General features: G+C 71.6%; 19 protein-coding genes and 2 pseudogenes. 15 read left to right on the top strand and 6 right to left on the bottom strand.

All coding sequences use genetic code 11. From position 1 onward, the window contains the following. Positions 1-224: 224 nt before the first annotated feature. The 4 genes from DMH12_RS04380 to DMH12_RS04365 form a co-directional block, all read right to left on the bottom strand. Positions 225-2,891 (bottom strand): bifunctional DNA primase/polymerase, encoded by a 2,667-nt coding sequence (locus tag DMH12_RS04380; RefSeq protein ID WP_125490199.1) that lies wholly within the window; start codon positions 2,889-2,891, stop codon positions 225-227. After that, positions 2,888-3,082, bottom strand: coding sequence for a hypothetical protein (locus tag DMH12_RS04375; RefSeq protein WP_125490198.1), 195 nt, complete (start codon positions 3,080-3,082; stop codon positions 2,888-2,890). The genes DMH12_RS04380 and DMH12_RS04375 overlap by 4 nt, the downstream gene beginning before the upstream one ends. 205 nt (positions 3,083-3,287) lie before the next feature. Then, the gene (locus DMH12_RS04370; RefSeq protein WP_125490197.1) at positions 3,288-3,752 is read right to left on the bottom strand and encodes a hypothetical protein; all 465 of its coding nucleotides are present in this window, start codon (positions 3,750-3,752) and stop codon (positions 3,288-3,290) included. Positions 3,753-3,832: 80 nt separating this feature from the next. After that, the gene (locus tag DMH12_RS04365) at positions 3,833-4,105 is read right to left on the bottom strand and encodes a helix-turn-helix domain-containing protein (RefSeq protein WP_125490196.1); all 273 of its coding nucleotides are present in this window, start codon (positions 4,103-4,105) and stop codon (positions 3,833-3,835) included. A gap of 89 nt (positions 4,106-4,194) precedes the next feature. On the opposite strand from DMH12_RS04365, the gene DMH12_RS04360 reads away from it, so the two are divergent. Next, on the top strand, positions 4,195-5,058 hold the full coding sequence (locus DMH12_RS04360) for a helix-turn-helix domain-containing protein (protein WP_125490195.1): 864 nt from the start codon (positions 4,195-4,197) through the stop codon (positions 5,056-5,058). On the opposite strand, the gene DMH12_RS04355 is transcribed toward DMH12_RS04360, so the two are convergent. Beyond that, the gene (locus DMH12_RS04355) at positions 5,059-6,552 is read right to left on the bottom strand and encodes a recombinase family protein (RefSeq protein WP_125490194.1); all 1,494 of its coding nucleotides are present in this window, start codon (positions 6,550-6,552) and stop codon (positions 5,059-5,061) included. 36 nt (positions 6,553-6,588) lie between these two features. On the opposite strand from DMH12_RS04355, the pseudogene DMH12_RS04350 reads away from it, so the two are divergent. The 6 genes and pseudogenes from DMH12_RS04350 to DMH12_RS39625 all read left to right on the top strand — a co-directional run. Beyond that, a pseudogene (locus DMH12_RS04350) lies at positions 6,589-7,266 on the top strand (ATPase, T2SS/T4P/T4SS family); the annotation flags it as partial. After that, positions 7,263-8,141, top strand: coding sequence for a type II secretion system F family protein (locus tag DMH12_RS04345; RefSeq protein ID WP_125490193.1), 879 nt, complete (start codon positions 7,263-7,265; stop codon positions 8,139-8,141). The pseudogene DMH12_RS04350 and the gene DMH12_RS04345, both read left to right, overlap by 4 nt. Further along, positions 8,138-8,938, top strand: a complete 801-nt coding sequence (locus tag DMH12_RS04340; protein ID WP_125490192.1) for a type II secretion system F family protein — start codon at positions 8,138-8,140, stop codon at positions 8,936-8,938. The genes DMH12_RS04345 and DMH12_RS04340 overlap by 4 nt, the downstream gene beginning before the upstream one ends. A 90-nt stretch (positions 8,939-9,028) precedes the next feature. Continuing rightward, positions 9,029-9,256, top strand: coding sequence for a DUF4244 domain-containing protein (locus tag DMH12_RS04335; RefSeq protein ID WP_125490191.1), 228 nt, complete (start codon positions 9,029-9,031; stop codon positions 9,254-9,256). A gap of 82 nt (positions 9,257-9,338) precedes the next feature. Next, positions 9,339-9,668, top strand: coding sequence for a TadE family type IV pilus minor pilin (locus DMH12_RS04330; RefSeq protein WP_399186591.1), 330 nt, complete (start codon positions 9,339-9,341; stop codon positions 9,666-9,668). After that, positions 9,665-9,931 (top strand): annotated as a pseudogene (locus DMH12_RS39625) (Rv3654c family TadE-like protein); the annotation flags it as partial. The gene DMH12_RS04330 and the pseudogene DMH12_RS39625, both read left to right, overlap by 4 nt. Positions 9,932-10,028: 97 nt before the next feature. Here DMH12_RS39625 and DMH12_RS04320 read toward each other — a convergent pair. Continuing rightward, a complete protein-coding gene (locus tag DMH12_RS04320; protein ID WP_260474045.1) occupies positions 10,029-12,614 on the bottom strand; it encodes a DEAD/DEAH box helicase in 2,586 nt (861 codons plus the stop codon). Between the two features lie 82 nt (positions 12,615-12,696). Here DMH12_RS04320 and bldG point away from each other — a divergent pair, with 82 nt between their 5' ends. The 8 genes from bldG (at position 12,697) to tmk (ending at position 25,686) form a co-directional block, all read left to right on the top strand. After that, on the top strand, positions 12,697-13,038 hold the full coding sequence (bldG, locus tag DMH12_RS04315; RefSeq protein WP_003975386.1) for an anti-sigma factor antagonist BldG: 342 nt from the start codon (positions 12,697-12,699) through the stop codon (positions 13,036-13,038). A 107-nt stretch (positions 13,039-13,145) separates the two neighbouring features. Next, positions 13,146-13,577 carry an ATP-binding protein gene (locus tag DMH12_RS04310; protein WP_125490188.1) on the top strand — a complete coding sequence of 144 codons (432 nt, stop codon included), beginning with the start codon at positions 13,146-13,148 and terminating at the stop codon, positions 13,575-13,577. Between the two features lie 295 nt (positions 13,578-13,872). Beyond that, positions 13,873-16,278, top strand: a complete 2,406-nt coding sequence (locus DMH12_RS04305) for a sodium-translocating pyrophosphatase (RefSeq protein WP_125490187.1) — start codon at positions 13,873-13,875, stop codon at positions 16,276-16,278. A 207-nt stretch (positions 16,279-16,485) separates the two neighbouring features. Then, the gene (locus DMH12_RS04300; protein ID WP_125490186.1) at positions 16,486-17,076 is read left to right on the top strand and encodes a small secreted protein; all 591 of its coding nucleotides are present in this window, start codon (positions 16,486-16,488) and stop codon (positions 17,074-17,076) included. Positions 17,077-17,128: 52 nt separating this feature from the next. Further along, positions 17,129-18,643 carry a class I SAM-dependent methyltransferase gene (locus DMH12_RS04295; protein WP_125490185.1) on the top strand — a complete coding sequence of 505 codons (1,515 nt, stop codon included), beginning with the start codon at positions 17,129-17,131 and terminating at the stop codon, positions 18,641-18,643. A gap of 205 nt (positions 18,644-18,848) precedes the next feature. Then, on the top strand, positions 18,849-19,046 hold the full coding sequence (locus DMH12_RS04290) for a hypothetical protein (RefSeq protein WP_125490238.1): 198 nt from the start codon (positions 18,849-18,851) through the stop codon (positions 19,044-19,046). A gap of 270 nt (positions 19,047-19,316) precedes the next feature. Further along, complete coding sequence (gene topA, locus DMH12_RS04285) at positions 19,317-22,175, top strand: type I DNA topoisomerase (protein ID WP_125490184.1); 2,859 nt, start codon at positions 19,317-19,319, stop codon at positions 22,173-22,175. Positions 22,176-22,338: 163 nt separating this feature from the next. Beyond that, positions 22,339-25,686: a dTMP kinase gene (gene tmk / locus DMH12_RS04280; RefSeq protein ID WP_125490183.1), complete on the top strand. Its 3,348-nt coding sequence runs from the start codon at positions 22,339-22,341 to the stop codon at positions 25,684-25,686. Positions 25,687-25,751 lie beyond the last annotated feature (65 nt).

Genomic DNA, 25,751 nt, shown 5'->3' with positions numbered 1-25,751 from the left:
GGTTTGCGGGTAAGTGCGGAATGTCTTGTGGGTCTGACGTATGGGGCTGAGATCTTTTGGAACGCGACGCATGCACAGACGTGTTGCGGGTGTTGTGTATGAGGGGGTTACGTATACGGGGGAATAGCTCCCGATCCCGCACATCCCCGCATCCCCGCGAAACCGCAGGCCAGGGGCCGTTTCGCATCCCCGCAGCTTCCCCGCAGACTGCGGGGATGTGGGGATCACCGGCCCTCCCCGTACTTGGCGACGCGCCACAGGTTCTGTTTCCGGTGGGAGTCGGGGACGCGGACGACCTTCAGGTCGTCGTAGTAGCGGCCTTCTCTGGCCTTGAGCCAGTGGCCGAGCTGTTTCGGGGACGGGAGGTCACCGTTGTGGAGGCGGGGCACGTCCTCCTTGAGGCCCAGGAGCTCCTTGGTGGGGACCGCGCGGCCGGCGGGAATCGTCTCGTGCCAGGCGGTCAGGAACGCCGCCCACTCTTCGGCTTCGTCGTCGAGGACGGCGGCCGCCGCCTCGCGGTTGGCGAGCCAGCCGGGGACCTCCAGGTAGGCGAGGATCCCGGCCATCACGGAGGCCCATCTGGAGTAGTCGCCCATGCGGGTGTTGACGGTCTTGGCGCCGTCCGCGAGCCACCCGCGGACCATGGTGACGAGTGCGGCGACGACCGTGGACGCGTTGTCGGCGAGCCACGTGCGGAGGTCGCCGACTGCGAAGTTGTCGCGCTGGTCGGGGTTGGGGCAGTCGGGGTCCAGGCGGACCCAGAGGGTGCGGCGGGCGTTGTCCCCGCCGGTGCGCAGGTTGTTCCCGGTCAGGACCCATAGCCGGTCGTTGGGGATGCTGACGCTGCTGGTGCTACCGAGGAGTCGGTCGCTCCAGTTGGCGGAGGTGACGAGGGACGACAGGATCGGCGACTTGACGATGTGGCCGTTGGGCAGGTTGTCCATGGCGATCACCGGGTCGCCGCAGTCCCACAGCTTGGCGGTGATGGCCTTGCGGAGTTCGGCGTCGTTCTCCGGCCACGGCGTTTCGGCGAGTCCGTAGACGTAGCCGAACGCGTCCTTCAGCAGCGTCTTTCCGGAGCCCTGGGAGGTGCTCGTGATGACGACGACGGGTGTCGGTCCGGGAACGTAGGGGCGGATGATCGGAGACAGCAGGGCGCCGAGGTACTGGGCGCAGTCGGATGCGTCGACGAACGGGAAATCGGCCAGCATCTGGTTGAGCACGATGTCCTTGGCCCGCTCGACGGACTCCTTGGACACCTGCGGCTGCAGCCGCCGGAGCGGCACCCGCGGGTGCATATACAGGCCGGTGCCGCGGTCGTAGCCCGGCGCCTTCACCAGTGTTCCGTCCGGTCGGACAACCGGCGACGTGACGATTCCCCGCAGCGGCAGCAGCGGCCAGTCCCGGCGCCCCAGGATCGTGCCGCACGTCTTGGGCATGACCAGTTCGCGGACTTCCTTCGTGCCCTCGGTGATCGGGTCGCGCACGATCTGGAAGGTGGTGACGTGCTCGGCGAGGTAGGCCCGCAGGTTGTCGGTTCCCAACTGCTTGACGAGAGGGTTGCCCTGGTCGTCCTCGTAGACCCAGCACGGGCCGGTGGACCGCTTGTACAGGCCGGGCATCTGCTCGTTAGCCATGATGTCGAGCAGGCCGTCGATGGCGTCGGCCTCGTTGGTGATGTCCAGCTCGGGCTTGCTCCGGACGATTCGGAGGTCCGGCCCGCCGGCCATCTCCTGCTCGTCCGGGTCCGGGACGCTGTCCGGGTCGAGGGCAGACGAACCGTCGTTGAACGGGCCAAGCTGCCGGGGAACGGAGCTGAGGCGCTGCCGGGGCGGTTCGGAGCCGTATCCCTGCTGGCGGAGGTCGGCAGCCGCACGCTTGAATGCCGGAGTGGTGTTGCTGCCCTGAGTCAGGAGGGTGTAGGCCGCGAACTTGGAGTACGGCGTCCAGGCGTCGAACTCGGTGGAGCTGCTGAAGACGAACAGCCGGTCTTTGTCCGGGGCGTGACCGGTGGTTGCGGAGATACCGCGGGTGTCCTTGCCGGGCCGCCGCCAGTAGCGGGTGCGTCCGCGCTGGTGCAGGCACTCCCAGCCGTGAGCGCCGATGATCTGTGCCCAGTCGGCCCGTGCGTCGAAGTCCTCGCCGGGCCGGAGTCCGCCGCCGGGCAGCGGCTTGAGCTCGGTCGGTGCGGTCTTGGGGGTCTCGGGCTTGGGCAGCGTGTCGACCATCCGGCAGATGTCCCGGATGGCCTGCATGGTCTCGGCGTCCAGCGTCGGGATGCTGTCCGGGTCTCCGGCGTGGTGGAGGTACGGCTTCCCGGAGGCGTGGACGGTACCGCTTGATGGTTCGACCAGGCCGTACCCGCCTTCGCCGCGCGTCTCGATCTGCACGCGGATGATCCGGCTGTTCGGCTTCTGGCGGAGCCGCTGCTTCTCCTCGTCGGTGTACTCGTCCTCGCGGGCGAGTCGCGACGCCAGCTTGGTGTTGCCGGGGACGTCGCCGCCCTCGATACGCACGCGGTAGTGGCGGCCGCCGGAGGGGGACTCGGTGGCCCAACCGTTCAGGATCTGCGCCCAGGGCTCGCCGAGCCCGGAGGCGTCCATGATCTCGGTGACCTCGTCGAGGACGCCGTCGGCAATGGCGTGCCCTTCGAACTCGATCATTTCGACGTTGCCCGACACGGCGCCGTAGACGACTGCGATACCGCGGGGGCGGTCCCCGCCGAACCACTGGTCGTGTTCGGCGGGGACCGAGCGCTGGACCTTGTAGGGGCTCCAGCTGCGGACGTCGGCGGCCTTGCTGCCGTCTGCCTTGATGGGCAGCAAGCACAGGCCGGCGTCGTCCATCTCGCGGGCGGAAGCCCGGAGGTCGGTGGGCTGTGCGTCGTTCAACGTGACACTCCGGTGCGGTGGATGGGCCAGCCGGGACCGGCCGGGATCTCGGGCAGGCCCTTCAGGGCATTCGGGGTGTGGGCCGGGCACCGCATGCCGGGGAGGTAGTGGCGAACGCCGTCGACCTTCTTGCAGTGCCGTCGTTCGGCGCCGAGCCAGTGGTCGCACTCGGGGCGCGTCTGGTCCTTCATGTCGCCTCCCGGGTCGCGGTGCGGGCGACGGGCGCGAAGATTCCCCGCAGGGTGGCGATCTGTTCCTCGGTGAGCGGTGGCGCTGCGGCCACGTTGCGCTCGATGCGAGCCCAGTAGGCGGCGTTCCGGACCGGGTCCTCGAAGCGGACCGGGCGGGCCGGGGGCGTAGCTACACCCCCAGCTGCCGGCGTGCTGTTCGGCGCCGTCACTTCTGGTCCTGCATGTGGTCGAGCAGGTCGCGGATGGCGGCGAGCCGCACGGTGGGGGTCTGTCCGGCGGGGACGGCGATGATGGTGCGGCCGTCGGTGTGGTTCACGAGGAGGGCCTGGAAGCCAGCGGCCAGCTTGGGGTTGGTCTCGAAGAGGCTGGCGGTGTCGAGCTCTTCGAGCTCGATGTGGTACTCGGCGAGGAACGCCGGGGTGAGCACCTTGGCGGTGTACTCCTGGGCGAGGGCTTCGATCTGGTCGAGCTGCTTGCGCTGGATGGCCACCTTCTGCAGCAGGGCGCGCGGGCTGATCACCTGAAGATCAGCCAGGTTGCCGAGCGTGCTGGCGGTGAGGTCGAGCTGTCCGTCGTCGGGGTCGGCCATGACCTCGGCGGTCAGGCTGGCGACGATGCACTGCTCGGACATGGTCGGCGACGCCGTTGTCGCCTGTGCGATGCTGTCCATAGAGCTGTCCCGTTCTCATTGCGTGGGTTCGCGATTTGCTCGACTGGCGCCGCCGGCTGGACTCCGGCGGCGCCGCCGTTTTAGGCGGCCGGTTCCGACTGGACTTCGGAGCCGACGCCCGACTCCTCCGAGAGGAGGGGCTTGAGGTGACCAGCAAGGTCATCGAGGTCGATGACCAGGGCCAACCGGTAGAGAGCCTCGAGCGAGAGTTGTTTCTCGCCGCGCTCGACCTTGGACAGGTGTCCGGGGTCGATCCCGGATCGTGCTGCTGCAGTCCGCAGAGACAGCCCTTTCGCCTCGCGGACAGCGCGTAGCGACCGAGGCTTCAACGCGGACGTTGAATCAGTCTGCATGTCGTTGACCGTAGGCCACCACGGTCACATAGTCAACGATCCGTTGAGTGAATCTGGCGCGGCGTTGACTCATGGTCTACGGTGGCGCCATGACAGACGACGAGACCCAGGCCGCCGCGTTCACCTTCAAGCCGGCCGTCCCCCCGCACGGGCCGATCCTGTCGATCAACGAGATCGTGTCCTACAACCTCATGAGGGCTAGGCGATCCAACGCTTGGACTCAGCAGGAAGTGGCTGATCTTCTGGAGAAATACACCGGCAGGACGTGGTCGAATGCGAGCGTGAGTGCCGCTGAACGTGCATGGCAGGGCGGCCGGCCGCGCAAATTTGACGCGAGCGAACTGGTGGCGCTCACGAAGATTTTCGATGTCCCACTCGGCTATTTCTTCCTGCCGCCAGAGGATCAGGAGTACGCCAACAAGTGGGTCTCTATGAAGAAGTTCGAGGGACAGGAGCCTCCGCGCGGGCCGGAGGCACTAGACCGCCATGACTTCATGGCCCTGCTCCCGACGGCGGATCTACTGGAATCAGTAGGCGCACATAAGGCTGACCTCGACTATGCGGCCAGGATGAAGCGGCTGGTCAAGCGATACCTGGGTCTCGACTGGAGGCCAGACTCGTGGACCATCTTCATCGGCACTAACCCCGACACGGGAGAGCTTCAGATCGGAAAGCAGGTAGACGAGGGCGACCGCGTTGGACCTGAAGAGCGGCCGGAAGAGCGGACTCTAGAGAAGCCGAAGTTGACCTGGCCGCTGCCTGATCATTTGAAGGAAGCCGAGGAGCTTGTTGGTGTCGGTAACGAAGTCATGGCTGAGCAGGAAAGTTGGGAGCGAATGATCCAAGATCGGGTTACGGCTATCGTCGAGGCGAAGACCCGGCAGGTAGTCCAAGAGATCGTCGCCGAGGTGGGTAAAGAAATTACCCATTTGGTAAGGGGGCAAGAGAAGTAGTCAGCTACGTGTCGCCCGCTTCCACTGGAACACGACGGCTTCGTAGTCGAAGTACCCGCCGTCCGGCATCCGCCCCGGCCGCGGCGTCCGCAGCGTCACCTCCACCAGCGATCGCAGCACCGCCCGCTTGCGGTCCAGCTCGAGCGCCTTCCACGCGGCGCGCACGTCCGGCGCCCCGACCAGTCCGGCCAGCGGGTCGGCGGTCACTGCGCGCGCCAACTGTCGGGTGACGCCGTCCAGCTGCGCGCGGGCCGTCTCCATGCCCTCGGTGAACGGCGCCAACTCGAGCTCCCCCGCGCCGAACAAGCCACCGAGGTCCCGCATCCGTGCGCGGATCTGCTCGCCCTCCGCCTGGAGAGCGGCCACGTCCACGCCCTCCGGCGCGGGCTCCAGCAGCTCGTGCGCGTCGGGCTTCTCCAGCCGCTCGACGATGGTGTCCTCGACGTACTGGTCGACGACCTCGGCGCGCCGGCCGCCGCCGTGCCCCGTCGGGCACTTGTAGCTGGGGTACCGCCGGCCGCCGGACTGGGTCACGGTCACGTACCCCGTGCAGTCGCCGCGCCCGCACCGGTACAGCAGCGAGCCCAGCCACTTCGGCGCCGCCCCGGGCGTCGTCTTGCGCGCGGGGTCCATCAGGATCGCCACGACGGCCCTGTGCTTCGCCTCGTCGACGATCGGCTCCCACTTCCCGCGGCCGACCTCCTCGCCCTTGTAGACGGCGATGCCGGCGTTCCGCGGCCGCATCAGCATGTCCCGCAGTTCGACGTGCGTGACGGGGTTCCCGCGCGTGGTCGTGATCCCCTTATCGGCGCACCACTTCACCAGCGATCGGAGTGACGCCCCGGACAGGATCTCGTCCACCCAGAAGCGCAGCGCCTCAGCCTCATCGGGCACGACCTTGGCCATGTCCAACTCTGGGGCCTCGGTCTCCTCACCGGTCTTCCGGTCGACCTTCTTCTTCGTCTCCCCGGTGGGCACGCCCCATCCGAACGGGCGGATGCCGCCCGCCCACTCGCCGGCCATGGCCTTCTGCTGCCGGGCGCGGGCCACGCGGTGGCCCTTGTGCTCGGACTCCTGGCGGGCGACGGCGCCGAGAATCCGCGCGGTCATCCGGCCGGACGGCGTCGCGAGGTCGATCGTGCCGGCCTGCACGGTGTGGGTGGCGATGCCCCGGCGGTCGGACAGCTCGATGTACTCCTCGAGCTCGACGATGGAGCGGGTGAGCCGGTCGGTGTGCCAGACGATGACGACGGTGGCCTTGCCATCGTCGAGGTCGGCGAGCATCCGGCGGTAGTCCTTGCGGAGCTTCCCGGAGAACGCGGACACGTCGTTGTCGACGTACACCTCAACGACGTCCCAGCCCATGCGCTCGGCGAGCGCTTCGCAGTCCTCGCGCTGGCGGTCGACGCCGAGGCCCGCGCCGGTGCGGTCCTGGCTGATGCGGCAGTAGATCACGGCGCGCGTCCGAGCGCCCCCCGTCTGGGTGGTCTTCATGACCTGAGTGTGCACCAGTAGGGGAGTCACTGTCCCGGGTTCGGGAAGACGACGCTCCTGAGCGCGCTGCTCGGGCTCGTCGGACCGGACGAGCGCATCGTGCTGGCCGAGGACTCGGCGGAACTGCGGCCGGATCACCCGCATGTCGTCCGCCTGGAGACCAGACCCGCCAACCAGGAGGCCGCGGGCCTGGTCACCCTCGAGGACCTGGTCCGGCAGGCGCTGAGAATGCGCCCGGACCGGCTGGTCGTGGGCGAGGTGCGCGGCCCCGAGGTGGTCCATCTGCTCGCGGCGTTGAACACCGGTCACGAAGGCGGGTGCGGGACGGTGCACGCCAACGCCGCCGCCGACGTACCGGCCCGGCTGGAGGCGCTCGGCACGGCGGCCGGCCTGGACCGCGCGGCCCTGCACAGTCAGCTCGCCGCCGCCCTCTCGGTCGTCCTGCACCTGGTCCGCGACCGGACCGGCAGGCGCCGGATCGCCGAGGTGCACGTGCTGGAGCGTGATCCGTCGGGGTTGGTGCGGACGGTACCGGCCCTGCGGTGGGGCACGGCGGCCTTCGTGGCCGAGCGCGGTTGGGAGCGGCTGCGGGAGCTGCTGCGTGGCGAAGGGCTCGGAGGGCTCCAGGGGCTCGAGGGACTCGGAGGACTCGGAGGCCTCGAAGGAGTCGGAGGGCTCGACGGGCGAGCCCGCAGGACGGGAGGCGAGCGATGACGGTGACCGGGACGGGCGAGCTGTCGACGGGTGTGGCCCTGGCGTGCCTGGGGAGCGCCGCCTGGCTGGCGGGCGGATGGCACTCCGGCGTACGACGCGCGCGGGCGGTGCTGGCGGAAGGAGGGAAGGGCGGGACCGGACCGCCCTCGGTGCGCCGGGTGACGGAGCGGCTGTGGCGGGCCTGCCGCCGGCTGGGCTTCGAGTGGTGGGCCCCGGCCGCGGGGCTGGCACTGGCGCTGCTGGGCGCCTCGGTGCTGCCGCTGCTCGCGGGAGCGGCCGGGGTGCCGGCACTGCGGCGGACGCGGCGGGCCGGCGATGCGAGGAGGGCCCGGGAGCGGCGGCAGGACGCGGTGCTCGCGCTCTGCGGCGCGCTCGCCGGGGAGGTGCGGGCGGGGCGGCAGCCCGGTGAGGCGCTGTTGTACGCCGAGCGTGACTCCGGCGGGCTGGGGACCGCGCAGGCCGCCGTGCTGGCGGCGGCCCGGTTCGGCGGGGACGTTCCCGCGGCGCTCGCGGCGGCGGCGCGGCAGCCGGGCGCCGAGGGGCTGCGGGGCCTCGCCGCCTGCTGGCGGGTCGCCGTCGACCAAGGGGCGGGGCTGGCCGCCGGACTCGACCGGCTGGAGGGCGCGTTGCGCGCCGAGCGGGACCAGCGCGCCGACCTGCGCGCCCAGTTGGCGGGCGCCAGGGCCACGGCGGTGATGCTCGCGGGCCTGCCGGTGCTCGGCCTCCTGCTTGGCGTCGCCCTGGGCTCCGATCCGCTGCACGTGCTGCTGCACACCGGAGCAGGGCTCGGCTGCCTGCTGGGCGGCGGGCTGCTGGAGGGCCTGGGCGTGTGGTGGGTGACGCGGATCGTGCGCGGAGCGGAGGCGGTGTCGTGAGCGGGGACGTTGTCCACAGGCTGGGGGTAGTGGTGGGGGCTCTGGCGGCGGCCGTCTGGCCGGTGCGGGTGCTAGGAGCCGCGCGGCGGGAGCGGACGGTGCACAGGCGGCTCACGGGGCTGCTGGCGACAGGCCCGTCCCCCACGACCCCACGACGCACCGAGGAAGTGCGGGCCGTCGCCCGCGCGTGGCTGCCGCTGCTGGGCACGGTGGGTGCCGGCTGGGTCGTGGTCGGGGGTGCCGCCGGTGCCGTAATGGGGCTGGCGGGCGCGGCGTTGCTGTGGCGGCGACGCTCCCGACGCCCGGCCGCCGGTGCGTCCGAGGCGGGAGTCACCGCCGCGCAGGCCGCGCGTCAACTGCCCCTGGCAGCCGATCTGCTGGCGGCCTGTGTCGCGGCGGGCGCGAGTCCGGTGGCCGCCGCGCGGGCGGTGGGCGAGGCCTTGGACGGGCCCGTGGGAGAGGCGTTGGGGCGTGGCGCGGCGGAGGTGCGACTCGGCGGCGAACCTGAGGGTGCCTGGCGGAGGTTGGCCGAGATCCCGGGCGCCGGTCCACTGGCGCGGCTGCTGGAACGGGCCGACGTGTCGGGGCTGCCCGCGGCAGATCCGGCCGCCCGGCTCGCCGCCCAGGCCCGCGCCGACTGGGCCCGCACCACGACGGCTCGGGCCCGCCGGGCGGCCGTCATGGTCACCGCGCCGGTGGGGCTGTGCTTCCTGCCCGCCTTCATCGCGGTAGGCGTACTGCCGGTCGTCATCGGGCTGGCCGGCGGTGTGTTGGGAGACGGGGGAGGCGGTCGCTGACGGAACGGGGCGTACCGGCGGGAAGCCGGAGAGCGAGTGACCAGCAGGACGAGCGAGTGAACAACGGGATCGAACCTCACGGGGGTTGAGATGTATCAGGTGGTACGGGCAGGGCTGAGTGCCCTGGTGTGCGGCGCACGGACGGCGTTGCGGCGACGGGGCGCGGGGCGGGACGGGGGCATGGTCACGTCGGAGTACGCGATGGGGATCGTCGCGGCGGTGGCCTTCGCCGTGGTGCTCTACAAGGTCGTGACGAGCGGTACGGTCAGCGCCGAGTTGCAGGGAATCGTGAAGCGGGCGCTCGATGCGCGGATGTGAGCGGACGGCGGGGACGGAGGCCGTGCCCGGAGCCCGCCGGGGGTGCGGTCCGCCGGGTGGGCGCCGCTCGGACGAGGGGTTCGTGACCGCCGAGACGGCCGTGGTGCTGCCGGTGTTGGTGGTGTTCGCGATGGCACTGGTGTGGGGGCTGCTGGCGGTGGCCGCCCAGATCCAGTGCGTGGACGCGGCCCGCTCGGGCGCACGCGCGGCGGCACGCCAGGACCCGGACGGCGCGGTCGTGGAGCTCGCCCGGGAGGCGGCGCCGCGCGGGGCACGCGTCACGGTCGCCCGGGAGGGGGGCCTGGTCCGTGTGGTCGTGGTGGCCGCGCCACCGGCGTTGCACGGCCTGCCCTTCGAGGTACGGGCGGAGGCCGTGGCGTCGGCGGAGCGCGCGGTGGGGGCGGAGCCGTGAGGGGCGCTCACGACCAGGGGTCCGCCACCGTCTGGAGTGTGGGCGCCGTCGCCGTCCTGTGCCTGGTGTTCGGTATCGTGCTGGCCCTGGGGCAGGCGGTGGTGGCCCGGCACCGCGCCGCCGGGGGTGCCGATCTGGCGGCGCTGGCGGCGGCGGACCACTGGGCCCGTGGCGGCTCGGCGGCGTGTGCCGAGGCCGACCGGGTCACGCGGGCCCAGGGTGCGCGGCTGGTGCGCTGCGTGCTGACCGGCCAGGTCTCGGACGTGTCGGCGGCGTCGGGCCGGGGCCCGTTCGCGGCGGAGGTCCGTGCGAGGGCGGGCCCGGGCCTGCCCACCGAACCTCAGCCCGCCGAACACCTGCCTACTGAGCCTGCTCCGCTTCAGCCTGCTCCGCTTCAGCCTGCTCCGCTTCAGCCTGCTCCGCTTCAGGCTCGTCCGTCTGTTCCGTCCGTCCCACCTGCCCCGCCCGAGGCAGCTCTGCCTCCACCGCCGCTGCCGCCGCCTCCGCGCCCCGCAGCAGCACCGTGAGCAGCCGCACCGCTCCCCGCTTGTGCAACGGATCGTTCCCGTTGCCGCACTTGGGGGACTGGATGCAGGACGGGCAGCCGGCGTCGCACTCGCAGGAGGCGATGGCCTCCCGGGTGGCCGTGAGCCATTCGCGGGCCGTGTGGAAGGCGCGCTCGGCGAATCCCGCGCCGCCGGGGTGGCCGTCGTACACGAAGACGGTGGGGAGCAGCGTGTCCGGGTGCAGCGGGACCGACACCCCGCCGATGTCCCAGCGGTCGCAGGTCGCGAACAGCGGCAGCATGCCGATGGAGGCGTGCTCGGCGGCGTGCAGGGCGCCGCCGAGGATCTCCGGGTTGATCCGGGCCGCGTCGAGCTGGTCCTCGGTGACCGTCCACCACACCGCGCGCGTGCGCAGCGTCCGAGGAGGGAGGTCGAGCTTCGTCTCGCCCAGGACCTCGCCGGTGATGAGGCGCCGGCGCAGGAAGGAGACCACTTGGTTGGTGACCTCGACGGAGCCGTAGCACAGGCGCCCGTCGCCCCAGGGGACCTCGATGTCGGTCTCCAGGACCGAGATCGCCGTCGTGTCGCGGGCGACCGTCGAGTAGGCGGGGGTGGCCTGTTCGACGAGCGCGACGGAGTCCTCCAGGTCGAGGGAGCGGACGAGATAGGTGCGCCCCTGGTGGAGGTGTACGGCGCCCTCGTGGACGCTGGTGTGGGCGGCACCGGCGTCCACCGTGCCCAGCAGCCGCCCCGTCCCGGCCTCGACGACCTGGACCGGACGTCCGCCCTCCCCGCGGATGTCCGTCAGGTCGGCGGCCCGCTCCCGGCGTGTCCAGTGCCAGGCCCGGGTCCGCCGGCGGAGCAGCTTGGCCGCCTCCAGCTGGGGCAGCAGCTCCTCGCAGGCGGGGCCGAAGAGCTTCAGGTCCTCCTCCGTCAGGGGCAGCTCGGCCGCCGCCGCGCACAGGTGGGGGGCGAGGACGTAGGGGTTGTCGGGATCGAGGACGGTGGACTCGACGGGCTGGTCGAAGAGCGCCTCGGGGTGGTGGACGAGGAAGGTGTCCAGCGGGTCGTCCCGGGCGACCAGCACCGCCAGGGCCCCCTGACCCGCGCGACCCGCCCGGCCCGCCTGCTGCCACAGCGAAGCCCGTGTGCCCGGGTACCCCGCGATCACCACGGCGTCCAGGCCGGAGATGTCGAGGCCGAGTTCGAGGGCGTTCGTCGCCGCGAGCCCCAGGAGTTCGCCGGAGTGCAGGGCGCGCTCCAGGGCGCGGCGTTCCTCGGGGAGGTAGCCGCCGCGGTAGGCCGCCACGCGCCGGGTCAGGGAGCGGTCGACCTCGGCGAGGCGCTCCTGGGCGATCACCGAGATCAGCTCGGCGCCGCGCCGGGACCGTACGAAGGTGATCGACCGCATCCCCTGGACAGTGAGGTCGGTGAGCAGGTCGGCGGCCTCGGCGGTGGCCGTGCGGCGCACCGGGGCGCCCTTCTCGCCCTCCAGCTCGGTCAGCGGCGGCTCCCAGAGGGCGAACACCAGTTCACCGCGCGGGGAGGCGTCGTCCGCGACCTCGACGACCGGGAGCCCGGTGAGCCGGCGGGCCGCCACCGACGGCTCGGCGGCCGTGGCGGAGGCGAGCAGGAACACGGGCGACGCGCCGTAGCGGGCGCACAGTCGGCGCAGCCTGCGCAGCACCTGTGCGACGTGGGAGCCGAAGACGCCGCGGTAGGTGTGGCATTCGTCGATGACGACGTACTTCAACGACTTCAGGAAGGAGGACCAGCGGGGGTGGGACGGCAGGATGCCGCGGTGCAGCATGTCCGGGTTGGTCAGCACGTAGGTGCCGTACTGGCGGATCCACTCGCGTTCCTCGAACGGCGTGTCGCCGTCGTAGACCGCGGCGCGGACGGCCGTGCCGAGAGGTTGTGAAAGTTCCTTCACCGACCGGCACTGGTCGGCCGCGAGTGCCTTGGTCGGGGCCAGGTAGAGGGTGGTGGCGCCGCGTCCGTTGGGGGCCTCGGAGCCGTCCAGGAGCGTCGACAGCACCGGCACCAGATAGGCCAGCGACTTGCCGGAGGCGGTGCCGGTGGCGACCACGACGGAGTCGCCGTCCAGGGCGTGCTCGGCGACGCGTGCCTGGTGGGCCCACGGATGTTCGATGCCCGCGGCCTGCACGGCGGCGACGACCTCCGGGCGAATCCGGTCCGGCCAGACGGCATGACGGCCCGCACGCGGGGGCAAGTGCTCCGTATGAGTGATGCGCGCAGCCCGACTCGGTCCCGCGGCGAGCCGGTCCAGGACCGTGCCTGGTTCCGGCCGGGAGCCGGGCTCCGCCGGGGGTCGATCGGGTCGGTGATTCTTGGCCATCGGCACCGAGTCTGTCACTGGCGTGACGGACAATGGGACCAAGGCGTCGTGCGCGCCTGCCGGTAAGTGATTGAATGCCATCGCGGCTGGCGTACCGTCCTGGGGGCTTCAAGCCGAGGTGTCCCGATGGACGACCGCTCGATAGCAAGGTGCTGGAGGATCCGTGGACCTGTCCCTGTCGACCCGTACCGTCGGCGATCGTACGGTCGTCGAGGTCGGTGGCGAAATTGACGTATACACCGCGCCCAAGCTGCGTGAGCAGCTGGTCGAGCTCGTGAACGACGGGAGTTTCCACCTCGTCGTCGACATGGAGGGCGTGGACTTCCTCGACTCCACGGGGCTCGGCGTGCTGGTCGGCGGACTGAAGCGGGTGCGCGCCCATGAGGGCTCGCTGCGCCTGGTCTGCAACCAGGAGCGCATTCTCAAGATCTTCCGTATCACCGGCCTCACCAAGGTGTTCCCCATTCACACCTCGGTCGAGGAAGCGGTGGCGGCCACCGACTGACGACCGGTCCCGGGCCCGCGAGCCCGGGACGGTGAGAGAACGAGGGGGGTCCGGGCCGTCGGCGGCCCGGACCCTCGGAAGCACGCCCGTAGTTCCGAGGGGGATGCATGGCCACCGTTGAACTCCGCTTCAGCGCGCTGCCCGAGCATGTCCGTACCGCCCGTCTGGTGGCGGCCGCCGTGGCACGCAGGGCCGGAGTGGACGAGGCCGTCCTCGACGAGGTCAGGCTCGCCGTCGGTGAGGCATGCACGCGGGCTGTGGGCCTGCATCAGCACGTCGGCATCACGGCGCCGGTCAAGGTGTCGCTGATCGAGGAGGAGAAGCAGTTCTCCATCGAGGTCGGCGACGAGGCGCCGCACGCGGTCCCCGGTGACCGGACCCCGGGCTCCGGGGCCGACGAACCGGAGGCCGAGGAGGACGAGATGGGCCTCGCGGTCATCAGCGGACTCGTCGACGACGTGGAGGTCAAGGCCGGTGAGGACGGCGGACTGATCCGCATGACCTGGCCGACCGCGCCGGCGGTGCTCCCGCCGGTCTGACCGCTCCCGCCTCACTCACCCGTTTCACCCGAAGGGCCCTACCTCGTAGGGCCCTTCGTCATGTGCGGACATACAGTGGTGCCGTGCGGGCGCCAAGTGAATTCATTCACGATCAATGGCGCGGTAAATGGATCACAACAGGAAACCAAGACGTTAATGCGGGAAGGGCATTACTACTTCTCGGGTCCTTGTGGTTGACAGGTCATTTCCTTTTGTCGTGCACTGTTTTGATCAGCTTCCGGTACCTACAATCCCGTCCACATCTTGAGCTCAGCCCAAGCGTCAAGGAGGACGAATGGCGGAGCTTTCCACCCCTCATCAGTTGGGCGACTCCTCGACCCTCGCGGCCGCCGTGCTCACCGACGGAAACCGTGTCCTGATCGCGGTCATCGCCGTCGTCGCACTGGCCGCCCTGGTGCTCGCGGGAATCCTGGTGCGCCAGGTGCTCGCGGCGGACGAGGGCACCGAGAGCATGAAAGAGATCGCGGCGGCCGTCCAGGAAGGCGCGAACGCCTATCTGGCCAGGCAGCTTCGCACGCTCGGCGTATTCGCCGTCGTCGTGTTCTTTCTGCTCATGCTGCTGCCCGCGGACGACTGGAATCAACGAGCCGGGAGATCGATCTTCTTCCTGATCGGCGCGGCGTTCTCGGCGGCCACCGGCTATATCGGCATGTGGCTCGCCGTGCGCAGCAATGTGCGCGTCGCCGCGGCGGCGCGGGAAGCGACCCCGGCCCCGGGCGAACCGGAAAAGGATCTCACTCTCGTCTCGCACAAGGCGACGAAGATCGCTTTTCGCACGGGCGGCGTGGTCGGCATGTTCACGGTGGGGCTCGGCCTGCTGGGCGCCTGCTGCGTGGTGCTCGTGTACGCGGCCGACGCGCCGAAGGTCCTGGAGGGCTTCGGCCTCGGTGCCGCGTTGATCGCGATGTTCATGCGGGTCGGCGGCGGCATCTTCACCAAGGCCGCCGACGTCGGCGCCGACCTGGTCGGCAAGGTCGAGCAGGGCATTCCGGAAGACGATCCGCGCAATGCCGCGACCATCGCCGACAACGTGGGCGACAACGTCGGCGACTGCGCGGGAATGGCCGCCGACCTCTTCGAGTCCTACGCCGTCACCCTGGTGGCCGCACTGATCCTCGGCAAGGTGGCCTTCGGCGACTCCGGGCTGGCGTTCCCGCTGCTGGTGCCGGCGATCGGTGTGATCACCGCCATGATCGGCATCTTCGCGGTGGCGCCCCGGCGCTCCGACCGCAGCGGCATGAGCGCGATCAACCGGGGCTTCTTCATCTCCGCGGTGATCTCGCTCGTCCTGGTCGCGGTGGCCGTCTTCGTCTATCTGCCCGGGAAGTACTCGGAGCTGGACGGCGTCACCGACGCGGCGATCGCGGGAAAGAGCGGTGACCCGCGGATCCTCGCGCTGGTCGCGGTGGCCATCGGCATCGTGCTCGCCGCGCTGATCCAGCAGCTCACCGGCTACTTCACCGAGACCACCAGGCGTCCCGTCAAGGACATCGGCAAGACCTCGCTCACCGGTCCCGCCACCGTCGTCCTCGCCGGTATCTCCCTCGGTCTCGAATCCGCCGTCTACACCGCCCTGTTGATCGGACTCGGCGTCTACGGGGCGTTCCTGCTCGGCGGAGCCTCGATCATGCTGGCGCTGTTCGCGGTGGCGCTGGCCGGCACGGGCCTGCTCACCACGGTCGGGGTGATCGTCGCCATGGACACCTTCGGCCCGGTCTCCGACAACGCGCAGGGCATCGCCGAGATGTCCGGTGACGTCGAGGGTGCCGGCGCCCAGGTGCTCACCGACCTGGACGCCGTCGGCAACACCACCAAGGCCATCACCAAGGGCATCGCCATCGCCACCGCGGTCCTCGCGGCGGCGGCCCTGTTCGGGTCGTACCGCGACGCCATCACCACCGGCGCGGCGGACGTCGGCGAGAAACTCAGCGGCGAGGGCGCGCCGATGAGCCTGATGATGGACATCTCGCAGCCCAACAACCTGGTCGGGCTCATCGCGGGCGCGGCGGTCGTCTTCCTCTTCTCGGGGCTGGCGATCAACGCGGTGTCGCGGTCGGCGGGCGCGGTGGTCTACGAGGTGCGGCGGCAGTTCCGGGAGCGGCCCGGAATCATGGACCACAGCGAGAAGCCGGAGTACGGCAAGGTCGTCGACATCTGCACCAGGGACGCCCTGCGGGAACTCGCCACGCCCGGACTGCTCGCCGTGCTGGCGCCGATCTTCATCGGGTTCACGCTCGGCGTGGGCGCGCTCGGCGCGTTCCTCGCGGGCGCCATCGGCGCGGGCACGCTGATGGCGGTCTTCCTCGCCAACTCCGGCGGCTCCTGGGACAACGCCAAGAAGCTCGTCGAGGACGGCCACCACGGCGGCAAGGGCAGTGAGGCCCACGCCGCCACCGTGATCGGCGACACGGTCGGCGACCCGTTCAAGGACACCGCGGGACCGGCCATCAACCCGCTGCTGAAGGTCATGAACCTGGTGGCACTGCTCATCGCGCCCGCCGTCATCAAGTTCTCCTACGGCGCCGACGAGAGCATCGGCGTGCGGGTGGTGATCGCGGTTCTCGCGTTCCTCGTCATCGCGGGGGCGGTCTACGTGTCCAAGCGGCGCGGGATCGCGATGGGTGACGAAGACAACGCCGGCCACGAGCCCAAGTCGGCCGATCCGGCCGTGGTTTCGTAGCGGGCGGCGCGGAGCCCTCGTAGGAGGTGCAGCTCAAGGGCCGGGCGGACGGCGCGTGTTGGCGCGTCGTCCGCCCGGCCCGTACCCGTGCGCTCCCTTCGCCGTGACCCTTCTCTCTCTTGGTGCAAATGGCTTCAATACGGTCTTAACGGATGTTCGTCCGGCGGATGTCCCCCATCCGGCGTGTATGTTCCGGGGCCGAGAGCCATGGAAGGGACCAAACCGGTGAACAAGAAGCTCGCGGTCGCACTGTCCGGCGGTGCGGTACTGGCACTGGCGCTGACGGGATGCGGTGGCAGCGACGACAACGAGAAGCTGAACTCCTGGGCTAAGGACGTCTGCGACGGCGTGCAGCCGCAGGCCAAGAAGATCGAGGCGGCCAACGCGGCGATCCAGAAGGAGACCTCGGACAACAGCACTCCGGCGGAGGTCCAGAAGACCGACGCGAAGGCGTTCCAGGACATGTCCGACGCCTACAAGGCGATGGGCGCCACCGTCCAGAAGGCCGGTGCTCCGGATGTCGAGGACGGCGAGAAGAAGCAGAAGGACGCGGTCACCGAGCTGAACGGCCTCTCCTCGTCGTACGCCTCCCTCAGGAAGCAGGTGGAGGACCTCGACACCAAGGACCAGGCGAAGTTCGCCGACGGCCTGAAGGACATCGCCACCGAGCTGAACAAGCTCAGCAAGAGCGGCAGCGACGCGCTGAAGACCCTGGAGGAGGGTGAGGTCGGCCAGGCGATGGCGAAGCAGGAGAGCTGCAAGGCGGCTTCCGTGACGCCGTCGGCCGCGGCGGGCTGATCCCCCGGGCGGACACGGGGCGGAGGGCGGAGAGCGGGGCCACAATGGGGGTGTGAGTAACGCCAGCCTGTCCCCCCTGCCCTCCGCCGACCGCCCCGACGTCACCGCCCGGCTGCGGGACGCCCTGCTCGGGGCCTCCTTCACCGCCGACGGACTGCTGGAGCTGCTCGGCGCCCCCGCCTACGCGGCGCTGTCGCGCAGCGAGACCGTGCCCGCGCTCCGGGCCACCCGCGGCGACACGCCGCTCGAACTGCTCGTCCGGCTGTTCCTGCTCCAGCAACCCGTGCCCCACGCGCGCGTGACGGACGTTCTGCCCGTCGACGCCTGCCTGGAGGCCGGCTGGCTGGTCCGGGCGGAAGACGAGGTGGCGGCCACGGTGGACGTACGGCCCTACGGCGGACCCGGCGGCGAGGACTGGTTCATCGTCTCCGACCTGGGCTGCGCGGTCGGCGGCGCCGGAGGCATCGGCAACCACGCCCCGGGCGTCGTCCTCGGCGTCGGCGGCGCCTCCACGACCCTCGCGGGCCTCACCGTGCGCACGCCCGTCTCCGCCGCCCTCGACCTCGGCACCGGCTCCGGCATCCAGGCGCTGCACGCCGCCGCGCACGCCACGCGCGTGACCGCGACCGACGTCAACCCGCGCGCGCTGCACATCACCTCGCTCACGCTCGCCCTGTCCGGGGCTTCGGCGGCCGAGCTGCGCGAGGGCTCGCTGTACGAGCCGGTCGACGAGGACGCGACGTACGACCTGATCGTCTCCAACCCGCCCTTCGTGATCTCGCCCGGCGCCCGCCTCACCTACCGCGACGGCGGCATGGGCGGGGACGATCTGTGCCGCCGGCTCGTTCAGGAGACGGGGGAGCGGCTGAACCCGGGCGGGTTCGCGCACTTCCTCGCCAACTGGCAGCACGTGGAGGGGGAGGACTGGACGGACCGGCTGCGCTCGTGGGTGCCGCGCGGCTGCGACGCCTGGATCGTGCAGCGCGAGGTGCAGGACATCACGCAGTACGCCGAGCTGTGGCTCAGGGACGCGGGCGACCACCGCGGTGACGCCGGCGAGTACCAGGCGCGGTACGACGCGTGGCTGGACGAGTTCGAAGCGCGCAAGGTCAAGGCCGTCGGCTTCGGCTGGATCACGCTGCGCCGGACCGGGGCCGCCGAGCCCTCGGTCGTCGCCGAGGAGTGGCCGCACCCGATCGAGCAGCCGCTCGGCGAGACGGTGCGCGCGCACTTCGACCGCGTCGACTACCTCCGCGCCCACGACGACGCCGCGCTGCTCGAAGCGCACTTCACGCTGGCCGGCGAGGTCGTCCAGGAGCAGGTCGGGCTGCCCGGCGCCGAGGATCCGGAGCACGTCGTCCTGCGCCAGAACCGCGGCATGCGCCGGGCCACCCGGGTCGACACGGTCGGCGCCGGTTTCGCCGGCGTCTGCGACGGCACCATGAGCGCGGGCCGCATCCTGGACGCCATCGCCCAGCTGGTCGGCGAGGACCCGGTGGCGCTGCGCGACCGCACGCCCGCCCAGATCCGGCTGCTGGTGGAGCAGGGCTTCCTCGAACCGGCGTAGAGACATGCCGCGCGGAGACGTGTCTTCCGGAGACGTGCCTCACCGGTCCCGGCCTTCCGTCGCCGAACGGGAAGAACGAGCCACGCGCGGTGGCCGACCGCCCGTCGGCTCCCCGTTCACCTCGGGTTCGCCTGCCCGCCGCCCACGCGTGACAGCGTCCCCGATGCTGCACACGCGCGGGGTGGAGAAAAGGGGCACGGGGACCATGGAGAGCGGGCCGGCGATCTTCGCGGGATTGGTGTTCGCCCTGTTCGGGGCCGGTCTGCTGGTGTGGACCACGACGCGGGTGCGGCACGGCCGGTCCGTCGCGCACGGTGTGAGCCCCGTCGCATCGGCGACCGTCGCGAGCGTCGCCGCCGTGGTCGCGCTGGCCCTCGGGGCATGGTGCCTGTCGCACGTGTGAGAGGCCGGTTCCGGTCCCCCGCCGCACTCTCCCCCGCGTAATCGGGAGATCGCGCTCCGGATATCCGGATCGGGGCCGGTGACCACTCCGGGCGGCAGGAACAGGGTTCGTCGGGTTACCGTTCGAGTGGCCGTTGCGGGCTTTTCCCGTTTGACACGGGGGCGGGAGGTACCGTCACACTCCGCAGCGTCACGACCGAAACGCAGTACGACCCGACCCCGGGGACCACGGCCCGGGGAGGCCCAGCGTCGACCGGAGAGAAGAGCGAAGTTGTCCCCGACCAGCGAGACCGCGAACGGCGGCCGCCGACTCGTCATCGTCGAGTCGCCTGCCAAGGCGAAGACGATCAAGGGCTATCTCGGCCCTGGCTACGTCGTCGAGGCGAGCGTCGGGCACATTCGCGACCTTCCCAGCGGTGCCGCCGAGGTGCCCGAGAAGTACACCGGCGAGGTCCGCCGCCTCGGTGTGGACGTCGAACACGACTTCCAGCCGATCTATGTGGTCAACGCCGACAAAAAGGCGCAGGTGAGGAAGCTCAAGGACCTGCTGAAGGACTCCGACGAGCTCTTCCTCGCCACCGATGAGGACCGCGAGGGCGAGGCCATCGCCTGGCACCTCCAGGAAGTCCTCAAGCCGAAGATCCCCGTCAAGCGCATGGTGTTCCACGAGATCACCAAGGACGCGATCCGGGCGGCCGTGGCCAACCCGCGCCAGCTCAACCAGAAGCTGGTCGACGCCCAGGAGACCCGCCGCATCCTCGACCGCCTCTACGGCTACGAGGTCTCGCCGGTCCTGTGGAAGAAGGTCATGCCGAAGCTGTCGGCGGGCCGCGTCCAGTCCGTCGCCACCCGCCTCGTCGTCGAGCGGGAACGCGAGCGCATCGCGTTCCGCTCCGCCGAGTACTGGGACCTCACCGGCACCTTCGCCACCGGCCGCGCGGGCGACGCCTCCGACCCGTCGTCGCTGGTCGCCCGCCTCCAGACGGTCGACGGCCGGCGGGTCGCCCAGGGCCGCGACTTCGACTCCCTGGGGCAGCTCAAGAGCGCCAACACCCTCCACCTCGACGAGGCGAACGCCCGCGCGCTCGCCGCCGCCCTGGAGAACACGCGCTTCGCCGTCCGCTCGGTCGAGTCCAAGCCGTACCGCCGCTCGCCGTACGCCCCGTTCCGTACGACGACGCTCCAGCAGGAGGCGAGCCGCAAGCTCGGCTTCGGCGCCAAGGCGACCATGCAGATCGCCCAGAAGCTGTACGAGAACGGCTACATCACCTACATGCGTACGGACTCGACGACCCTGAGCGACACGGCGGTCTCCGCCGCCCGCGCCCAGGTCACGCAGCTGTACGGCGCCGACTACCTGCCGCCCCAGCCGCGGACGTACGCCGGCAAGGTCAAGAACGCCCAGGAGGCGCACGAGGCGATCCGTCCCTCGGGTGATCGTTTCCGCACGCCCGCCGAGACCGGGCTGACCGGTGACCAGTTCAAGCTGTACGAGCTGATCTGGAAGCGGACCGTCGCCTCCCAGATGAAGGACGCGACCGGCAACAGCGTCACCGTGAAGATCGGCGGCGCCGCCTCCGACGGCCGCGACGTCGAGTTCAGCGCCTCCGGCAAGACCATCACCTTCCACGGCTTCCTCAAGGCCTACGTCGAGGGCGCCGACGACCCGAACGCCGAGCTGGACGACCGCGAGCGCCGTCTGCCGCAGGTCGCCCAGGGCGACGCGCTGACGGCCGAGGAGATCACGGTCGACGGCCACGCCACCAAGCCCCCGGCCCGCTACACCGAGGCGTCGCTGGTCAAGGAGCTGGAAGAGCGCGAGATCGGCCGCCCGTCGACGTACGCGTCGATCATCGGCACCATCCTGGACCGCGGCTACGTCTTCAAGAAGGGCACGGCACTCGTCCCGTCCTTCCTCTCCTTCGCCGTGGTCAACCTCCTGGAGAAGCACTTCGGGCGGCTCGTCGACTACGACTTCACCGCCAAGATGGAGGACGACCTCGACGCCATCGCGCGCGGCGAGGCGCAGGCGGTGCCGTGGCTGCGGCGCTTCTACTTCGGTGAGGGCACCGGGACCGGCGGCGCGGCCGAGGCGGGCAACGGCGACGGCGACCACCTGGGCGGCCTCAAGGAACTCGTCACCGACCTCGGCGCGATCGACGCCCGTGAGGTGTCGTCCTTCCCCGTCGGCAACGACATCAAGCTGCGCGTGGGCCGCTACGGCCCCTACGTCGAGCGCGGCGAGAAGGACGCCGAGAACCACCAGCGCGCCGACGTCCCCGACGACCTGGCCCCGGACGAGCTGTCCGTCGAGCTGGCGGAGGAACTGCTCGCCAAGCCGAGCGGCGACTTCGAGCTGGGCACCGACCCGGCCACCGGCCACACCATCGTCGCCAAGGACGGCCGCTACGGCCCGTACGTCACCGAGGTGCTCCCCGAGGGCACCCCGAAGACCGGCAAGAACGCCGTGAAGCCGCGCACGGCCTCGCTGTTCAAGTCGATGGCGCTGGACACCGTCACCCTGGACGACGCCCTGAAGCTCATGTCGCTGCCGCGCGTCGTCGGTGCCGACGCCGAGGGCGTCGAGATCACCGCGCAGAACGGCCGCTACGGGCCCTACCTGAAGAAGGGCACCGACTCGCGGTCCCTCCAGGCCGAGGAGCAGCTCTTCACGATCACGCTGGAGGAGGCGCTGGCGATCTACGCCCAGCCCAAGCAGCGTGGCCGGGCCGCGGCCAAGCCGCCGCTGAAGGAGCTGGGCACCGACCCGGTCAGCGAGAAGCCGGTCGTGGTCAAGGACGGCCGCTTCGGCGCGTACGTCACCGACGGCGAGACCAACGCGACCCTGCGCTCCGGCGACAGCGTCGAGGAGATCACGCCGGAGCGCGGCTACGAGCTGCTCGCCGAGAAGCGCGCCAAGGGGCCCGCCAAGAAGACGGCGAAGAAGGCCACCAAGAAGACGGCCGCCAAGAAGGCTCCGGCCAAGAAGGCCCCGGCCAAGAAGGCGGCGGCGACCAAGAAGACGGCCGCGGCGAAGACCACGGCCGCCAAGAAGACCACCGCCGCCAAGAGCACCGCGAAGAAGACGGTCACCAAGGAGGCGACCGCCTCGCGGGCGTCGGAGGACTGAGCCCGGCTCAGAACCGGGAGCGACCGGGAGAACGCCGGGTGCGGACCGGCCGGCCCGCACGCACCTTCGCAAAACGAACGCCCCGGCATCATTCGGATGCCGGGGCGTTCGTACGTGCCGCCGGGCATGCCGGACTGTCGGCGGCGACCGATAGGCTGAACGCATGACGCGAGCCGAGCAACCAACGGCCCCTCACCCCGCCCCGGACGACGCCCTGGTCGCGGACTCCCGCGAGCGCGCCGTCCGCGCCCTGCTGCGCCGGCCGCAGCTGCGGCGTTTGTGGAGCGCACAGCTCGTGGGGGGTGTCGGCGACATCCTCGCCCTGCTGGTGCTGGTCCTCCTCGCCGTCCAGGCGGCGATCGGCGCGGGCTCGTTCGGCGGCGGCTACCGGGGCGTGGCGTTCGCGGTGGCGACCGTCTTCGGCGTCCGCATCCTGGCGACGCTGCTCTTCGGCGCCGTCCTGCTCGGGCCCCTCACCTCACTCACTTCGCAGGACGGCCCGCTCGACCGCCGCTGGACCATGGTCGGCGCCGACGGGCTGCGGGCCGCCCTGCTGATCGTCGCCCCCCTGTGGATCGACTGGACGCCGGACAACGCCCTCGCCGTGCTCCTGGTGACCGCCTTCGTCACCGGCGTCGCCGAGCGCTTCTGGACGGTGTGCCGCGAGAGCGCGGCCCCCGCGCTGCTGCCGGCGCCGCCCCTGGAGGGCGCGACCGTACGGCCGCTGCCCGACCACATGGACACGCTGCGCCGCCTGTCGCTGCGCACGGGCTTCGTCGCGATCCCGCTCGCCGCCGCCGTACTGGTCGTCGCGGCACTGGTGAACAACCTGCTGGGCGCCGGCATCGACTGGTTCGCCGAGCACCAGGCGGCGCTCGCCTCGTACGTCGCGGCCGGTCTCTTCGCCGCGTCCCTGTCCGTGGTGACCTTCCTGGAGCTGCCCGGCGTCCGCACCCCGCGCGCGCGGTCGCCGCTGGAGGGCCTGCGCCGTCCCAAGAGCGGCACCGGCGTCGACAAGGGCCGCACCGGCGTCCTGCCCCTGCTGGTCTTCGCCTGCGCGGCGGTCGCCGCCGTCGTGGCCGCCGTGGTCGCCGTGGCGGTGCTGCACGCCAAGGACCTGGGCGGCGGCCCCGTGTTGTACGGGCTGATGGTGGGCGCGCTCACCGGTGGCGTCGTAGTCGGCATCCGCACGGCCCCCGCCCTGCTGCCCTCCCTGTCGCGACGCCGCCTGCTCGCGCTGGCGATCGCCTTCGCCGGCGTCGCCCTGCTGGCCGCCGGCCTCGTCCCGGACGACACCACCGTGCTGCTGCTCCTCGTGCTGGCCGGTGTCGGCGCGGGCGTGACCGCGAACACCGGGCACGCGCTGCTCGACCAGGAGACCGAGGACGGCCGCCGGGCCCGCACGACCGAGCACCTGCACGCGGTCGTCCGGGTCTGCGTGGCCCTCGGCGCCGTCGTCGCACCCGTGGTCGCCGCGGCGATCGGCCCGCACCGCCTGGAGAGCGGCAAGTTCGTCTTCGCGCACGGCGGCGCCGCGTTCGTCCTGATGCTCGTCGGCGCGCTGCTGCTGCCGGTGGCCGCGCTGGTGCTGGCCAAGGTCGACGACCGGTCCGGCGTTCCGCTCCGGCACGACCTGCGGGACGCCCTGCTCGGCGGCGACGACCCGGTGCCGACGCCCGCGACGGGCGGCTTCTTCATCGCCCTGGAGGGCGGTGACGGCGCCGGGAAGTCCACCCAGGCCGAGGCCCTCGCCGAGTGGATCCGGGGCAAGGGGCACGAAGTCGTGCTCACGCGCGAGCCGGGGGCGACCCCGGTGGGCAAGCGCCTGCGCTCCATCCTGCTGGACGTCTCCAGCGCCGGTCTGTCGCACCGCGCGGAGGCGCTGCTGTACGCCGCCGACCGCGCGGAGCACGTCGACACCGTGGTCCGGCCCGCGCTGGAGCGCGGCGCCGTGGTCATCTCCGACCGCTACATCGACTCCTCGGTCGCCTACCAGGGCGCCGGACGCGACCTGTCGCCGACCGAGATCGCCCGCATCAACCGCTGGGCCACCAACGGGCTCGTACCGCACCTGACCGTGCTGCTGGACGTCTCCCCGGAGACCGCGCGCGAGCGGTTCACCGAGGCGCCGGACCGGCTGGAGTCGGAGCCCGCCGAGTTCCACGCGCGGGTGCGCTCCGGTTTCCTCACCCTCGCCGCCGCCGACCCGGGGCGCTACCTCGTCGTCGACGCGGGCCAGGAGCCCGAGGCCGTCGGCACCGTCGTACGCCACCGGCTCGACCAGGTGCTGCCGCTGTCCGAGGCCGAGATCAAGGCCCGGGAGGAGGCGCGCCGCAAGGCCGAGGAGGAGGCCCGCCGCAAGGCCGAGGAAGAGGCCGCGCGCAAGGCCGAGGAGGAGCGCCTGGAGCGCGAGCGCCTCGAGCAGCTGGAGCGGCTGCGCGCCGAGGAGGAGGAGCGCAAGCGCCGCGAACTGGAGGAGGCGCAGCGGCGCGAGGCCGAGCGGCAGGCGGAGGAGGCCCGGCTCCGGGCCGAGGAAGCGAGCCGGAAGGCAGAGGAGGAGCGGGTACGGCTCCTCGCCGAGGAGAAGGCACGCGCCGAGGAGGAGGCGCGGCTGCGGGCCGAGGAGGAACGCCGCCGCAGGCAGGCCGAGGAGGAGGCCCGGCTGCACGCCGAGGCCGAGGCCCGGCGGCTGGAGAAGCAGCGCAAGGCCGAGGAGGCCCTGCTGCGGGCCGAGGAGGCGCGCCGGGCGGCGGAGGCTGCGGCTGCCGCGGCCTCCGCGGGCCCCAAGGCGTCGGCGCCGCCCGCCGCCGACGCGCCCCGGCCCAAGCGGACCGCGGCCCCCGCGGACGCCGCGACCGTGCCGACGCCGGTGGTGACCCCGACGAACGCCTCCGGCGGCCCCGTGGAGGACACGGCCGTCCTGCGGCCGGTGCGGGACACGCGGGACGGCGACACCGAGGACGGATCCGGGCACGGATCCCGGGCCGACGGGGCGTCCGGAGCATCCGCGGCGTCCGGGTCCCTGGAGTCCGAGTCCGAGGTGACGGCCGAGCTGCCCAAGCCGCCCGAGCCGGCCGGTTCGGCGGACGAGACGACGGTGCTGCCGGCCGTGGAGCCGCGGGACGTCGACGAGACGGCGGTCCTGCCCCCGGTGACGCCGGGCGCCGCGGACGAGACGGCGGTGCTGCCGCCCGTACGCGGCGACGACCCCGCCGACCGGGTCCCGCCGGGCTACTTCCGGGAGGACGGCCCCGGCGACGGTGGTGCCGACCGCACCCGGGAGGCCGAGGCACGGGACCGTACGCGCGAGCTGCCCCAGATCGACCCGGACCAGGCGCCGCCCCGCCGGCGCCGTTCCGACTGGGCCGAGGAGACGCCGCTCGACGACCTGCCGACCCTGGCGGACGAACTGCTCGGGCCGCGCGAGGACGAGCACGGCCGGGGCGACGAGGGCCCCGGCGGCCGCGGTGGCGACGATGGCCGCCGGGGCAAGGGCCGCGGGCGCCGCTGAGCCCCGGGCCCCGGGCCCGTCGGTCGCGGGGCCCGGCCTCGTTGTCAGTGCCGCCCCGCACAATG

Origin of the sequence: Streptomyces sp. WAC 04229 (genome assembly GCF_003947455.1) — a bacterium.
Taxonomy (GTDB): Bacteria; Actinomycetota; Actinomycetes; order Streptomycetales; family Streptomycetaceae; genus Streptomyces.
Note: the sequence above shows the minus strand (reverse complement) of the source record. Positions and strands in the feature narration are given on the sequence as shown.